This window comes from Amycolatopsis tolypomycina (assembly GCF_900105945.1).
Lineage (GTDB): Bacteria > Actinomycetota > Actinomycetes > Mycobacteriales > Pseudonocardiaceae > Amycolatopsis > Amycolatopsis tolypomycina.
The window spans coordinates 183,572-197,708 of sequence record NZ_FNSO01000004.1 but is presented as its reverse complement, the minus strand read 5'-3'; the positions used below and the strand labels follow the sequence as shown (position 1 = coordinate 197,708).

At 72.0% G+C, this 14,137-nt stretch carries 14 protein-coding genes; 6 read left to right on the top strand and 8 right to left on the bottom strand.

What is annotated here, in order from left to right; translation table 11 throughout:
- Positions 1-187: 187 nt before the first annotated feature.
- The gene (locus tag BLW76_RS11545) at positions 188-1,612 is read left to right on the top strand and encodes a short-chain fatty acyl-CoA regulator family protein (RefSeq protein WP_091306176.1); all 1,425 of its coding nucleotides are present in this window, start codon (positions 188-190) and stop codon (positions 1,610-1,612) included.
- Here BLW76_RS11545 and BLW76_RS11540 read toward each other — a convergent pair whose 3' ends face one another.
- Together BLW76_RS11540 and BLW76_RS11535 are read right to left on the bottom strand one after the other, a co-directional pair.
- Positions 1,613-2,602 carry a hypothetical protein gene (locus BLW76_RS11540; RefSeq protein WP_091306174.1) on the bottom strand — a complete coding sequence of 330 codons (990 nt, stop codon included), beginning with the start codon at positions 2,600-2,602 and terminating at the stop codon, positions 1,613-1,615.
- Complete coding sequence (locus BLW76_RS11535; protein WP_091306172.1) at positions 2,599-3,090, bottom strand: SigE family RNA polymerase sigma factor; 492 nt, start codon at positions 3,088-3,090, stop codon at positions 2,599-2,601. The genes BLW76_RS11540 and BLW76_RS11535 overlap by 4 nt, the downstream gene beginning before the upstream one ends.
- Before the next feature lie 88 nt (positions 3,091-3,178).
- Here BLW76_RS11535 and ilvA point away from each other — a divergent pair, with 88 nt between their 5' ends.
- Positions 3,179-4,435, top strand: a complete 1,257-nt coding sequence (gene ilvA / locus BLW76_RS11530) for a threonine ammonia-lyase IlvA (protein WP_091306171.1) — start codon at positions 3,179-3,181, stop codon at positions 4,433-4,435.
- Between the two features lie 20 nt (positions 4,436-4,455).
- A complete protein-coding gene (locus tag BLW76_RS11525) occupies positions 4,456-5,022 on the top strand; it encodes an NADAR family protein (protein ID WP_091306169.1) in 567 nt (188 codons plus the stop codon).
- Position 5,023: 1 nt separating this feature from the next.
- Here the strand turns inward: BLW76_RS11525 and BLW76_RS11520 are convergent, their stop codons facing one another.
- The 3 genes from BLW76_RS11520 to BLW76_RS11510 all read right to left on the bottom strand — a co-directional run bounded on the left by BLW76_RS11520 (position 5,024) and on the right by BLW76_RS11510 (position 7,725).
- A complete protein-coding gene (locus tag BLW76_RS11520) occupies positions 5,024-6,418 on the bottom strand; it encodes an alpha/beta fold hydrolase (RefSeq protein WP_091306167.1) in 1,395 nt (464 codons plus the stop codon).
- A gap of 129 nt (positions 6,419-6,547) precedes the next feature.
- The gene (locus tag BLW76_RS11515; RefSeq protein ID WP_091306166.1) at positions 6,548-6,925 is read right to left on the bottom strand and encodes a hypothetical protein; all 378 of its coding nucleotides are present in this window, start codon (positions 6,923-6,925) and stop codon (positions 6,548-6,550) included.
- Positions 6,926-6,969: 44 nt separating this feature from the next.
- Positions 6,970-7,725: an acyltransferase gene (locus BLW76_RS11510; RefSeq protein ID WP_091306164.1), complete on the bottom strand. Its 756-nt coding sequence runs from the start codon at positions 7,723-7,725 to the stop codon at positions 6,970-6,972.
- A 52-nt stretch (positions 7,726-7,777) separates the two neighbouring features.
- Between BLW76_RS11510 and BLW76_RS11505 the strand changes: the two genes are divergently transcribed.
- The 3 genes from BLW76_RS11505 to BLW76_RS11495 all read left to right on the top strand — a co-directional run bounded on the left by BLW76_RS11505 (position 7,778) and on the right by BLW76_RS11495 (position 11,579).
- The gene (locus BLW76_RS11505) at positions 7,778-8,740 is read left to right on the top strand and encodes a nucleoside hydrolase (RefSeq protein WP_091306163.1); all 963 of its coding nucleotides are present in this window, start codon (positions 7,778-7,780) and stop codon (positions 8,738-8,740) included.
- Positions 8,741-8,841: 101 nt separating this feature from the next.
- Positions 8,842-9,939, top strand: a complete 1,098-nt coding sequence (locus tag BLW76_RS11500; RefSeq protein WP_091319297.1) for a C40 family peptidase — start codon at positions 8,842-8,844, stop codon at positions 9,937-9,939.
- Between the two features lie 197 nt (positions 9,940-10,136).
- Positions 10,137-11,579 (top strand): FAD-dependent monooxygenase, encoded by a 1,443-nt coding sequence (locus BLW76_RS11495; protein WP_091306161.1) that lies wholly within the window; start codon positions 10,137-10,139, stop codon positions 11,577-11,579.
- On the opposite strand, the gene BLW76_RS11490 is transcribed toward BLW76_RS11495, so the two are convergent.
- The 3 genes from BLW76_RS11490 to BLW76_RS11480 all read right to left on the bottom strand — a co-directional run bounded on the left by BLW76_RS11490 (position 11,565) and on the right by BLW76_RS11480 (position 14,084).
- Complete coding sequence (locus tag BLW76_RS11490; RefSeq protein ID WP_091306160.1) at positions 11,565-12,464, bottom strand: oxidoreductase; 900 nt, start codon at positions 12,462-12,464, stop codon at positions 11,565-11,567. The two genes, BLW76_RS11495 and BLW76_RS11490, sit on opposite strands and share 15 nt — an antisense overlap.
- A 46-nt stretch (positions 12,465-12,510) precedes the next feature.
- The gene (locus BLW76_RS11485; protein WP_244170136.1) at positions 12,511-12,852 is read right to left on the bottom strand and encodes a hypothetical protein; all 342 of its coding nucleotides are present in this window, start codon (positions 12,850-12,852) and stop codon (positions 12,511-12,513) included.
- A gap of 71 nt (positions 12,853-12,923) precedes the next feature.
- A complete protein-coding gene (locus BLW76_RS11480) occupies positions 12,924-14,084 on the bottom strand; it encodes an MFS transporter (RefSeq protein WP_091306158.1) in 1,161 nt (386 codons plus the stop codon).
- Positions 14,085-14,137: the final 53 nt, after the last annotated feature.

Genomic DNA, 14,137 nt, shown 5'->3' with positions numbered 1-14,137 from the left:
CTTGGCATGACCCTGACACGCCAGCGAAAACGCGGTCCAGTCGTCCAATTTGCCAATTTGTGTGAAGGGTACGTACGCTCTTTGCAAAGGTTGCGAATCAGCCGGTTCGCAAGTGATCGAAAATCCGCGTTCTTGACCGTTCACGTAACCGTTCAGGACCGGAAACCTTCCGGAAAGGAGGGCACGAATGGAGAAGACTTTCGCCGGCGCACGGCTGCGGCACCTCCGCGAAAGCCGCTCGATGAGCCAGGCGGATCTCGCTCGTGTGCTGGAGATCTCACCCAGTTACCTCAACCAGATCGAGCACAACTCGCGGCCGCTGACCGTGCCGGTGCTGCTGCGGATCACGCAGGCGTTCGGCGTCGACACCGAGTTCTTCGCCAACAACGACACGTCCCGGCTGGTCGCCGACGTCAAGGAAGCCCTGCTCGACGAGGTCCTCGGCGTCGACGTCACCACGAGCGAGCTCAACGAGCTGGCCACGAACCTGCCCGCCATCGCCCAGGCGCTGGTCAAGCTGCACCGCAGCTACCGCAACGCCGTCGAGAACACGGCCGTGCTGACCACGGAAAACGGCCTCGGCCTGCACGGCAGCGCCGCCGCGCCGCTGCCGCACGAGGAGGTCCGCGACTTCTTCTACGAGCGCGAGAACTATGTCGCGGAACTGGACGAACGCGCCGAGAAGATGGCCGCCGACATCCCGCTGCAGCGCGGGCAGGTCCTCGGCGCGCTGAAGGACCGCCTGTTCCAGCGCTACGGCGTCGAGGTGACCAGCGAGGGCATCGACGAAGCCACCGGCCAGCAGCACCGCTACGAGCCGGTGCCGCGGGTGCTGCGGCTGGCGCCGAGCCTGCGGGTCGGCCAGCAGGCGTTCCGGATGGCCTCGCAGATCGCGCTGCTCGAGTACGACGACCTCATCACCGAGCTGGCCGACTCGTGGGCGTTTTCCGGCCCGGCCGCCCGCTCGCTCGCCCGTGTCGGCCTGGCGAACTACTTCGCCGGGGCGCTGATCCTCCCCTACGGCCCGTTCCTGGCCGCGGCCGAGCGCTTCCGCTACGACATCGAGCGGCTGTGCGACCACTACGGCGTCGGCTTCGAGACGGTCTGCCACCGGCTGTCGACGTTGCAACGCCCGAAGCAGCGCGGCGTGCCGTTCTCGTTCGTGCGGGTGGACCGGGCCGGCAACATGTCGAAGCGGCAGTCCGCGGCCGGGTTCCACTTCTCCCGCGTCGGCGGGGCCTGTCCGCTGTGGAACATCTACGAGGCGTTCACCCAGCCGGGCAAGATCCTCACCCAGATCGCGACCCTGTCCGACGGCAAGAGCTACTTCTGGGTCGCGCGCACGGTGTCGCGCAACATCGGCGGCTACGGCAGCCCGGGCAAGACGTTCACCGTCGGCCTCGGCTGCGAACTGCGGCACGCCGGGCGGCTCGTCTACTCGACCGGCCTGGACCTGGACGAGCCCGCCGCGGCGACGCCGATCGGGATGGGGTGCAAAGTCTGCGAACGCCCGGCGTGCTCGCAGCGCGCGTTCCCGACGATCGGCAAGCAGCTCACCGTCGACGAGAACACGAGCACCTTCGTCCCCTACCCGGCGGTCCCCAAGGGCTGATCACCCGATCACGTGCGTGGTCCACTTCGCCTCGTCCGGGCCGAGCAGCGTGATCCGGCTCAGGAGTTCCTTCGCGGTGATGCCCGCAGCCGACGGCTGGTCGATCCGGACGCACGCCTGCAGGCCGTTCTTCGTCGTGCAGACCGGCGTGCCGAGGCCGTCCGACTCGCCGCCGGGAAGGGACACGGTGATCGTCGCCAGCGCGCCGTTCGACGAGTACTGGAGCACCGCCCGCCACGGGACGCCGTCGGTGTCCGGGCGGCGCCACAGGTTGACGTCGGCGACCCGGAACGACTCCGGCAGGCCGGTGATGTGCAGCGGCAAGGGCACCGCCCGGTTCGCGAACGTGACGTCCCCGGCCACGCGCAGCAGGACCTTCTGCAGTTCGGGCAGGGTGAGGTAGTAGGCGTTGAGTTCCGCCCAGCGGCCGTCCCCGGTCGGCCAGCGCAGGTAACTGTTGCCCTGGTTGAGCGGGTCTGCGGCGTCCACGGTGACCCAGTAGCCCTCGCGGTCGCCGACCCGGACCGGGACCCGCACCGCCTTCCCGCCCATGTCGTGCCGGCGGTCCAGCGCCGGTTCCTGATCCCACACGGCGAGCCAGATCATCGGCGCCAGGTCGCCGCGGCCGATGGCGAGCGCGTAGTCGCCGTGACCGCCGACGCCGTATTCGATGCCCTTGATCGGCTCCGGCAGCCAGCCGAAGCTCGCCTTCGTCACCAGGGGGTTGTCGGTGGGCGCGGGGGCGACGGGCGCGGGCTTGGGCGCCACGGCCGCCGGCGCGGTCGCCAGGGGCGGCACCGGCCGGAACACCGACACCGCCGTGAGCCCCCCGGCCGCCACCACCGCGGCACAGCCGAGGACCAGCGCCGTGGTCCGCACACGACGACGACGTCCCCCGATCCGGCGCGCGCGGTCGAGGTCGATCCGCGGCGGCGGGGCGGGTGCTTCGGCCAGTTCCTTCAGCTTGGTGGCCAGCTCGTGGTCGGTCATGCTCGTCCCTCCCGGATCGGTTCCCGCAGCAGCTCGCGAAGCGCGTCCACGGCCTTCGCGGTCTGGCTCTTGACGGTGCCTTCGGAACAGCCCAGCGCCCGGGCAGTCTCCGCGACCGGCAGGTCGCAGAAGTAGCGAAGGACGACGGTCGCGCGCTGCCTGGCCGGCAGCCGCTCCAGCGCGGCCCGCAGGTCGAGGGCCAGTTCGACGTCCGCACCAGGCGTGGGCGGCTCGTGGTCTTTTTCGCGCAAATCCACCCGCCGCCACCACGACGTCCGCTGCTCGGCCAGGAACGTGTTGACGAGCGTGCGGCGCGCGTAGCCGTCCACGTTGTCGGCGCGGGAGGCGCGCGGCCAGTTCGTGTAGAGCCGGGTGACCGCCGACTGGACCAGGTCGTCGGCCCGGTGCCAGTCGCCGCAGAGCAGGTACGCGACCTTGCGCAGCCACGCCGCCCGCGCGGTCACGTACTCGGTGAATCCGGCGTCCATCGGCGCCCCCCATCTCGTTCGACACCCCTCTGATGCGCCCGGAGGCCCGGACGGTTGCCCGGGACGCGCGAGTCGTAGATTCACCGGGGTGCACGACATCGACACGGTGACCGCGGCGACCATCGAAAAGGCCGCCGAGCGGCTGGCCGGGGTGGTGACCCGGACGCCGCTGGAGCCGAGCGCCCGGCTTTCGTCCCGGGTGGACGCCCAGGTCTGGGTGAAACGCGAGGACCTGCAGACCGTCCGGTCGTACAAGATCCGCGGCGCCTACAACTTCATCGTCCAGCTCGACGAGGACGTCCGCGCGCGAGGGGTTGTCTGCGCCAGCGCCGGCAACCACGCCCAGGGCGTCGCGTACGCGTGCCGCCGGCTCGGCGCTCGCGGCCGCGTGTACGTCCCGGGCACCACGCCGCGGCAGAAGCGCGAACGCATCGCGACGCTGGGTGGCGCGCACATCGAGGTCGTCGTGGTCGGTGAAACGTACGAAGACGCCTTCGCCGCGGCCAACGAGGACGCCCAGCGCACCGGCGCCACCCTGGTCCCGGCGTTCGACGACGTCCGCACCGTCGCCGGCCAGGGCACGGTCGCGTGCGAGGTGGTCGAGCAGCTCGGCTTCGTGCCCGACGTCGTGGTCGTCCCGGTCGGGGGCGGCGGGCTGCTCGCCGGGGTCGGCAGCTGGCTGCGCGAACGGCACCCGGAGGTCCGGATCGTCGGCGTCGAGCCCGCGGGCGCGGCCTGCATGGCCGCGGCCCTCGAGGCCGGGCACCCGGTGCGGCTGCCGGAGCTCGACTCGTTCGTCGACGGCGCCGCCGTGCGCGAGGCCGGCGCGGTCACCTACCCCCTGATCCGCGAGAGCGGCGCCGAGCTGACCGCGGTCGCCGAGGGCGCGGTGTGCACCGAGATGCTGGCGATGTACCAGTCCGACGGGATCATCGCCGAGCCCGCGGGCGCGCTCGCCGCGGCGTCGCTCGGCACGGTCGTCGAGGTCGAGCCCGGCCAGACGGTCGTCTGCCTGGTCTCCGGCGGCAACAACGACGTCAGCCGCTACGGCGAGATCCTCGAACGCTCGCTGATGCACGAAGGGCTGAAGCACTACTTCCTCGTCGGGTTCCCGCAGGAGCCGGGCGCGCTGCGGCGGTTCCTCGAGCAGGTGCTCGGGCCCGAGGACGACATCACGCGTTTCGAGTACGTCAAGCGCACCAACCGCGAGATGGGCCCGGCGCTGGTCGGCATCGAGATCGCCCGGCCGTCCGACCTGGCCGGACTGCTCGCCCGGATGGACGCGAGCCCCCTGCAGGTCGAGCGGATCGAGCCGGGCAGCCCCCTGTTCCACTTCCTGCTCTGAGGGCGTGGTCCACTAGGCGGATGGTGAAGGTCGACGGTGTCCGCAGTGTCGAGGCGTTGCGCGAAAAAGTCCACGAGGGTGCGGAGCCCGAGTACCTGCTGTTCTACGGGCACACGCCCTCGAAGTCCGGCCGGGTGACGGCGAGCTGCCTGAGCCAGTGGTGGCTCGACCCGTTCGAGGCCGACGGGGTCGAGTACCCGACCGCCGAGCACTACATGATGGCGGGCAAGGCGCTGCTGTTCGGCGACGTCGAGAAGGCCGAGCTGATCCGGTCGACGCCCGACCCGAAGACGGCGAAGGTGCTCGGCCGCGAGGTCGCCGGCTTCGACGCCGCCACCTGGGAGCGGCACCGGTTCGACATCGTCGTCGACGGCAACCTGGCCAAGTTCAGCGCCCACCGCGACCTGCGCCGGTTTCTGCTCGGCACCGGGGACGCGGTGCTCGTCGAGGCGTCCAAGAAGGACCTCGTCTGGGGCACCGGCCTCGCGCGCGAGGAGAAGAACGCGACCAAGCCGGACTACTGGCGCGGGCTGAACCTGCTCGGCTTCGCCCTCATGGAGGTCCGCGACCAGCTGCGGAACCGCTGACTCACGGCCCCGGGACCGGCGCGCCCGAGCACGACGCCGACGTCGTCTTGCCCGTGTCGAAGAAAGTGACCACGGCGTCGGCGCAGGGCAGCGACGACAGCGAGCCGTGGGCGTCGTCCTCGACGGTCATGAGCGCGCCGCCGATCCGCTGCCGCATCGCGAGCGCCCAGCCGATGGGCGTGACCGGCTCGTAGAGGTGGCCGGCCAGCTGCAGGGGGCTTGTCCCGTTTTCGAACGACCACGGCCGGGCAGCCAGTGGCCAGCCGACGCAGAGCTGTTCGTAGAAGCCGTAGCCGCCGGCGACCGGGAAGCGATTCATCCGGTCGAGGCGGTGCTGCCAGACGGTCTCGAAATCGCGCGGGCTCGGCGACTCGTTGCAGAGCAGCGCCGTCTGCTGGAAGTGGTTGAACGCGTGCGGCTCGCCGTCCCAGCCCAGGCTGTCTTTGGTCGCTTTTCCGGCAACGGGCGGTCCGCCGTCGCGGATGGCGGCGAGCTGCTTCGCCAGGCCGGCCCACTCGCGACGCGGGTTGGCGAGCATGTCGTTGACGGCCGCGCCGTACCGGTCCCGCAGGCCGAGCAGCCCTTTCGCGACCGCGGGCTCCGTGGTCCCGAATCGGTAAATGGCGTCGTACCTGGCGATCCACGCCGCGAACTCGTGGAAGGTGTTCTCGCCCGCGGTCGCCTGGCCGTCGTCCATCGCCGTGACACTGAGGTCCGGCGGCATGACGGAGTCCAGCAGCATCCGGTCGACGTGGTCGTCGAAGAGCGACCGGTACTGCGCGCCGAGCGCGGTCCCCCACGAGACGCCGTAGTAGCCGATCTTGTCCTCGCCGAGCGCGACGCGGATGCGGTCCAGGTCCCGGGCGATCGTCGGCGTGGTCAGATTCCGGACGAAAGCCGGGTGGGCCTCGACGCACTTGCGGTTCGCCTCGGCGGCGCGTTCGGCGGCTTCGCGGGCCTTCTCCTCGTCGATGATGCCCGGGTCGGGGAGCTCGGTCGGGCACGGCAGGTCGGCGCTGTACCCGACGCCGCGCGGGTCGAACCCGATCAGGTCGTGGTGGACACCGAGGCCGCCGGTGTGGCTGTCGGCGATACTGCCGGGCATGGTGAGGCCGGACTGGCCGGGTCCGCCGGGGTTCAGCAGGATCGCGCCGGTGCGCGTCCCGGTCGCCCGGATGCGGCTGACGGCGATGTCGATTTTCCGACCACCGGGATCGGCGTAGTCCACCGGGACCGTGACCTGCGCGCACTCGGTGCGGCGGTCGTCGGGGTCCCAGCCCTTCGCGACGGTGGCGCAGAGCTGCCAGGAGAGCCCGTCCGCGGCGGCGACCGCGGGGACGACGGGAAGCAGCGCCGCGGCAGCGAGCAGCGGGACGGCGAACCGGGTGATCGACATGGCCCCAGGCTTCCGAGGTCTGGGGTGGCGGAGATCGGCCGATCAGCCGATGATCACCGCCGAACGGCCGGGAACGAGCGTGGCCGATTTTCGACCACCCGGGAAACCACAGGTCAGCGTGTGTGAGGGTCAGCCGCCCGGGCAGTCGTTGTCGCCGCCGCTGCGCTCGACGCAGTGGCGCGGCCCCGGCGGAGGCGGCGGTGCATGCCGGACGTCGTCCGCCCAACCCAGCGCCGCGACCGCGGCCGCCAGCGCCAGGCAGATCCCGAAGAACCACGTCCACCCGCGGCGCCGCGTGGTCGCCGAAACGACCACGCCCGCCAGCGGCAGCCCGGCACCGAGCCAGGCGGCCCAGGTCAGGTAGGCGTCGCCCCGGTGCGTGCTCGTGCCGAACGCCGGCATGCTCTCCAGCGCCCCCAGCAGCACCAGGTACGGGACGACGATCAGCCACCCGGCCGCCACCAGCGCGAGCAGAGCGGACACGACGACCTCGCGGTACTCCCCCATACGGCCACTATGTCGTGAAAACCGACCACGCGGCCTGAGTAGTCCTACTGCTCGCCGAGGGTCTTCTGCAGCGCCTTGTTCGCCTTGCGGGCCATGTCCGCGACAGCCTCGCGACGGGCGGCGTCGGCCGCGTAGTCGTCTTCGCGGTTACGCACCACTCGCGCCGGCGCGCCGACCGCGATCGAGTAGTCCGGAATGTCACCACGGACGACAGCATGCGCGCCGAGCACGCTGCCGCGGCCGATGCGGGTGCCCTTCAGGACGCTGACCTTGGTGCCGAGCCAGGTGTCCGGGCCGATCCGGACCGGGGACTTCACGATGCCCTGGTCCTTGATCGGCACGTGGATGTCCGAAATGACGTGATCGAAGTCACAGATGTACACCCAGTCGGCGACCAGGGTGGCCGCGCCGAGCTCGATGTCGAGGTAGCAGTTGATCACGTTCTGGCGGCCGAAGACGGACTTGTCGCCGATCCGCAGCGAACCCTCGTGGCAGCGGATGGCGTTGCCGTCGCCGATGTGGACCCAGCGGCCGATCTCCAGCCGCCCGTAGCCGGGGCGGCAGTGGATCTCGACGTTCTTCCCGAGGAAGAGCATCCCGCGCAGGATGATGTGCGGGTTGGCGAGCCGGAACTTGAGCAGCCGGTAGTACCGGACCAGGTACCAGGGCGTGTACGCACGGTTGCGCAGCACCCAGCGCAGCGAGTCGGCGGTCAGGAACTTGGCCTGCCGCGGGTCCTGCCGGGCGCGGCGCCAGGCCCGCACCCGCGACAGCGCGGGCGCACCCCACATCGACGTCATGCCCGTGACCGTAACCTGTGTGCGGGACGGGTTCGCAGGCAAGGGGAGCTGGATGGGCACGAAGCTGATCATCGACACCGACCCGGGCGTCGACGACGCGCTCGCGATCGCGCTGGCGGCGCTGTCCCCGGACGTCGACCTCCTGGGCGTGACGTCGGTTTTCGGCAACGTCCCCCTCGACCGCACCACGGCGAACGCGCAGCGGCTGCTGGCGTTGTTCGGCCGTGACGACGTGCCCGTGGCCGCCGGGGCGGCGCGGCCACTCATCTACTCCAAGCCGCGTGACGCGAAAGAGGTCCACGGCGGCGACGGCCTTTCCGGCCACTCCTACACGCTGCCCGAGGCGAGCCGTCCGCTGGAGGAGCGGGACGCCGTCCGGCTGATGCTCGACCTGCTCGACGCCGCCGACGAACCGGTGACCATCGCCCCGATCGGGCCCCTGACGAACATCGCCGCGCTGCTCGCGGCCCACCCCGGCGCGGCGGCGAAGATCGCGCGGCTGGTGATCATGGGCGGCGGCGTGACGTTCGGCAACAGCACGACCGCCGCCGAGTTCAACATCTGGAGCGACCCCGAGGCGGCCCGGCGGGTGCTCGTCGAGGAGGACGTCCCGGTGGTGCTGGTGCCGCTCGACCTCACGCACCGCTGCGCCGTCGACGGCGAATGGCTGGCGAAGCTCGCGGCGTCGGGACCGGTCGGCGCCACCCTCGAAGGCCTGACGTCGACGTACCGGCAGCACTACACGCGCGTGTTCGGCGAAGACCGGATGGTCATGCACGACGCCGTCGCGGTCGCCGAGGCGATCTCGCCCGGCATCCTGCGCACGGAGACCTACCGGGTCGACGTCGACTGCGGCCTCGGCCCGGCCCGCGGCCAGACCCTGGTCGACCGGCGACGACTGGGCGAGGACGATCCGCAGTTCTCCCCCGGCCGCCCGATCGAGGTCGCCGTGGACACCGACCTCGACGGCCTGCGCGGCTTCGTGCTCGACCGGCTCACGGGAGCGGCCCGGTGAGCGAGGAGCCCGAGGTCGTCCCGGCCGACACACCCGAATCACCCGAGCCGGCCGCGTCGTCCGAGTCGTCCGCAGCGCCTGCGCCCCGCCGTCGGAAGCCCGTGGTGGTGGTCGCGGCCGTGGTCGTCGTCGCGGGCGCGCTGGTCGCCGGCATCCTGCTCGCGCCGAAGCAGCAGGAGACCACGAACGCCGCCGCGACGGTCACCCAGGCGTCGTCGCCGTCGCCGACGTCCACCAAGCCGCCGACGCCCACGCCGCCGCAGACCCCGACGCCGCCCAAGGTGCCGGAACCGAGCGAGTTCGACGCCTGGGCGTCCAAGACCAGCCAGTGGCTCGACATCCCGCTGCGCGCGATGGTCGGCTACGCGAAGGCGACGGCGAAACTCACCAAGGACATCCCGGGGTGCCGCCTTTCGTGGGTCACGCTGGCCGCGGTCGGAAAAGTGACCACGGACCACGGCCGGGCTCGGGGCGGGCAGTTCGGCACCACCGGCACGCTGGACAAGCCGCTCGCCACGATCGAAGTGCGCGACTTCTACAACAAGGTCGTCTCGACGGCGAACGCCGCCGGGCCCATGCAGCTGTCGCCGGCGATCTGGGGCAAGTACCAGGCGAGCGCGTCCGGCGGGAAACCCAATGTCCAAAATATCGACGACGCCGCGCTGACCACGGGCCGCGCGCTGTGCGCCGACGGCCACGACCTGTCCCAGGGCCAGGTGTGGTGGGACTCGGTCGGCACGCTGCAGCCGGCGCCGCTGTTCCTGCACCGGACGCTGGCCACGGTCAACGTCTACGGCACGGTCGGCCAGGGCACGGCGGCGCCGAACCCGGCGGTGCTGAGCGCGGTGAACTTCGCGATCGACAAGATCGGCCTCCCCTACATCTGGGGCGGCAACGGCACCGGCGGCAACGACCCGGGCTTCGACTGCTCGGGCCTGACGACGGCGGCGTACGGCAGCGCCGGCATCAAGCTGATGCGCACGGCCGACACGCAGTTCCGCAGCGTGCCGCACGTGACCGACCCGCAGCTGGGTGATCTGATCTTCTACGGCGAGCCGGCGACGAAGATCCACCACGTCGGTCTCTACATCGGCAACCAGCAGATGATCGACGCGCCGCAGACCGGCCAGGCGGTCCAGGTCCACTCCTACCGCCGGCCCGGCGACGACTACGCGGGAGCCGGCCGCCCGACGGCGTGAGCCGTGGTCGCGAAAACGACAAAAGAAATGGACGGGGTCACGCCCTGGGCTGTACCTTGCCCGGGACCGTGACACCGCCCGAGGAGGTGAGACCCATGAACGCTGGATCGACGTGGGTGCTCCCCCGCCAGTCACGGCCAGGCGATTGACGTAGGTGTCGCCGGGAGCGCCCCCAGGCACTCCCGAAAGGCACCACCGTGGATTCCACCACCGAACCGTTCGACGTCGTCATCGCCGGCTGCGGGCCGACCGGGGCAACACTGGCCGCCGAGCTGCGGCTGCACGGCGTGCGGGTGATCGTCCTCGAACAGGACACCGAGCCCGCGTCGTCCGTCCGGATCGTCGGCCTGCACATCCGCAGCCTCGAGCTGATGGCGATGCGCGGCCTGCTCGACCGCCTCCGCGCCCACGGACGGCAGCGTCCGGCCGGCGGTTTCTTCGCCGCGATCCCCAAGCCCGCACCCCCGGACCTCGACTCCGCGCACGCCTACCTGCTGGGCATCCCGCAGCCGGTCGTCGTCCGGCTCCTCGAAGAACACGCGATCGACCTCGGTGCCGAGGTCCGGCGCGGCGCCGCCGTGGTCGATTTCGAGCAAGACGACCAGGGCGTGACCGTCGAGCTGGCCGACGGTGAACGACTGCGTGCCCGCTACCTCGTCGGCTGTGACGGCGGGCGCAGCGCGGTGCGCAAGCTGAGCGGCGTCGGCTTTCCCGGCGAGCCTTCGCGGACCGAGACGCTGATGGGCGAGATGGCCGCGACGGCGCCGCCGACGGAGATCGCCGCCAAGGTCGCCGAGGTCGGTGAGACCCATCGGCCGTTCTGGCTGCGGCCCTTCGGCGAAGGCGTCTACAGCGTCGTCGTCCCGGCCGCGGGCGTCGGCGATCGCGCGACGCCGCCGACCCTGGACGATTTTCGGCAACAGCTCCGGGCCGTCGCCGGAACCGACTTCGGCGTGCACTCCCCGCGCTGGTTGTCGCGTTTCGGCGACGCCACCCGGCTCGCCGAGCGGTACCGCGTCGGGCGGGTGCTGCTGGCCGGCGACGCGGCCCACATCCACCCGCCCCTCGGCGGCCAGGGCCTCAACCTGGGCGTCCAGGACGCCTTCAACCTCGGCTGGAAACTGGCCGGCCGGATCCGCGGCTGGGCGCCGGCACCCCTGCTGGACACCTACGAGGCCGAACGTCGTCCGGTCGCCGAGGCCGTGCTGGACAACACCCGGGCCCAGCAGGAGCTGACGTCGCGCGGACCGGGCCCGGGGGCCGTGCGCAGGCTGCTCACCGAGCTGATGGACCTCGGCGAGGTCAACCGCCACCTCATCGGGAAGATCACCGCGATCGATCTTCGGTACGATTTCGGCGAAGGCCCCGATCTGCTCGGCCGCCGGTTGCGCGACATCGACGTGGCGCAGGGCCGCCTCTACGACCGGCTGCACCGCGGCCGTGGCCTGCTCCTGGACCGCACCGGACGCCTGACCGCCGACGGCTGGGCCGGCCGCGTCGACCACCTCGCTGACCCGGCCGCGGCCCTCGACGTTCCGGCGATCCTGCTGCGTCCCGACGGCTACGTCGCCTGGGCCGGCGACGACCAACGGGACCTGGACGGCCACCTGGCCCGCTGGTTCGGCTCACCGCTCCGGTGAGGCGGCGTGGACGGCGTCGAGGCCGGCGAGCTCGTCCGGCGTGAGCCGGAGGGCGCCGGCGGCGACGTTGTCCTCCAAATGACCAGGGGTGCCGGTGCCGGGGATGACCAGCACGTGAGGTCCCCGCCGCAGCGCCCACGCGAGCCGGACCTGCACCGGGCTCGCCCCGTGCGCCCGGGCGGTGGCGAGCACCTCCTCGTGCTCGTCACCGCCCGCGCCCGCCTCGCGCCCGGCGCCGGCGATCGCGAAGAACGGCACGAACGCGATGCCCTGCTCTCCGCAGGTGCGGAGGAACGCGTCCTGTCCCCGGCGGTACCCCAGGCCGTACGCGTTCTGCACGCAGACCACCGGCGCGACGGCCTGTGCCTGGGCGAGGTGCTCGGGCCGCGCGTTGGAAATGCCCAAGTGGCGGATCAGCCCGGCCGCCCGCAGCTCGGCCAGCACGCCGAAGTGCTCGGTGATCGAGTCGAGCCCGGCGACGCGCAGGTTCACCACGTCCAGGTGGTCGCGGCCGAGCTGGCGCAGGTTCTCTTCGACCTGCCCGCGCAGCTGCTCCGGGCGGGCCAGGGGCAGCCACTCGCCCGCCGGGTCGCGGGCCGGGCCGACCTTGGTGGCGATGACCAGGTCGTCGGGGTACGGCGCCAGCGCGCGGTTGATCAGCTCGTTGGCCGAACGCAGCCGCGAGAAGTAGAACGCCGCCGTGTCGATGTGGTTTACGCCCAGCTCGACGGCCCGGCGCAGCACGGCGATCGCCTGGTCGCGGTCGCGCGGGACGGCGTCGGCGGCGAAGGCCTGGCCGTTTTGCGGCAACCGCATCGCGCCGAAGCCGATGCGGTTGACCGTCAGGTCGCCGAGCGTCCAGGTGCCTGCCGTACCGGAGATCATCCGCCGATGATGGCACCGGCTCGGCCGAGGTGGTCGTTCGCCCCGCTCACCCAGGCGATGTAGCGCTCCGCGGACCGGCGCACAGCGCCCTTGGCGTCCCCGAGGACCTGGCCGCCGAGGGGGCTGTGGAGCCGGTCGAACTCGTACGGTTCGAGCCGGCGGGCACCGGGATCATGGTGTCGCCGACCAGCAGGGTGCCGCCGGTGGCGTTCTCGACGTGGGCGACCGCGGCGCCGGGGAAGTGCCTGCCGGCCTCGACGAGGGTCACCCCGGGCAGGAGCCGCTCGGTGCCGGACCACTCCCGGACCACAGTGTCCTCCCGCTGGACCCCGCCGCGGAGACGGCAGACCGTGATGCGGCGGGACCTGACCTCTTGCACCATCGCCACGAACTCGGCTTCCCCCGCCTATTCAGTGTCGATCCGAACGGCTTCTTCCCCACTGCACCCCTCGTCGGAGGCTAAGCCGAACCAGCGCGCGTGCGGGCGGATTCCCGCAGCGACGGCGCGAGAAAGATGATCGCGAAGGTGACCGCGACCGCCGACGACAGGGCCCAGTGCAGGCCGACGTGGGTGGCGAGTGCGCCGACCAGCACCGGCTCGACCAGGAACCCCAGGTACCCGCAGGCCGCGACGGCGGCCACCGCGCGGGCCGGCGCGTCCGCCTGCTTGCGGCTCGCCACGCTCCAGGCGATCGGCACGATCCCGGCCACGCCGAGCCCGACCACCGCGAACCCGAACACCACCGCGACCGGCCACGGCACCGCGAGGACCACGGCGAAGCCCAGCACCGCGACCGCCGCCGCGACGCGGACGAAGCGGACCGCGCCCGTCCGGGCCACGACGCGGTCGGCGACCAGGCGGACCGCGATCATCGTCCCCGAAAAGGCGAAGTAGCCGAGTGAGGCCAACGCGGGCGTCGCGCCGGTGACGTCGGCGAGGTACACCGCGCTCCAGCTGTTGACCGCGCCCTCCGCGACGAACCCGCAGAAGGCGATCACGCCCAGTGGCACCAGCGCCCGGCTCGGCCAGGCGAACGCCGCGCCGCCCTGGCCGCGGTCGGCGCCGCCGAGGAACCGGGTGCGGGCCGCCCACAGCGCCACCGCCAGCAGCACCGCGCCGGCGACCGGGAAGTGCACGGTCACCGGGACCCGCGCGGCTTCCATCAGCGCGTCGACGCCCGAGCCCGCGAGGCCGCCGATGTTCCAGAAGGCGTGGAAGCCGGCGAAGATCGGGCGGTCGTAGCCCTCCTCGACGCGGGCGGCGTGGGCGTTCATCGCGACGTCGAGCAGGCTGTTGCCCACCCCGAGCACGACGAGCGCGGCGCAGAACACCGGCGCCGACCACGCGAGCGCGACCAGCGGCAGGCCCGCGCACAGCACGACGGCACCGAGCACCACGGCCGCGCGGCTGCCGATCCGGGTCAGCAGCGCGCCCGCGCCCAGCAGCGCCAGCACCGAGCCGGCGGCGAGCCCGAACAGGCCGGTCGCCAGCTCGCCCGTGCTCAGCCCGAGCCGTTCCTGCACCGCGGGCACCCGCGCCAGCCAGGTCGCGAACGCGGCACCGCACACGGCGAACACGACGGAAACGCCCAGCCGGGCCCGCTTCAACTCCCCAGTCACCCCGCCACCCTACGGATCTTCGCCGCGGGCTTCCTCCTTGTCCAGGTCCGGGG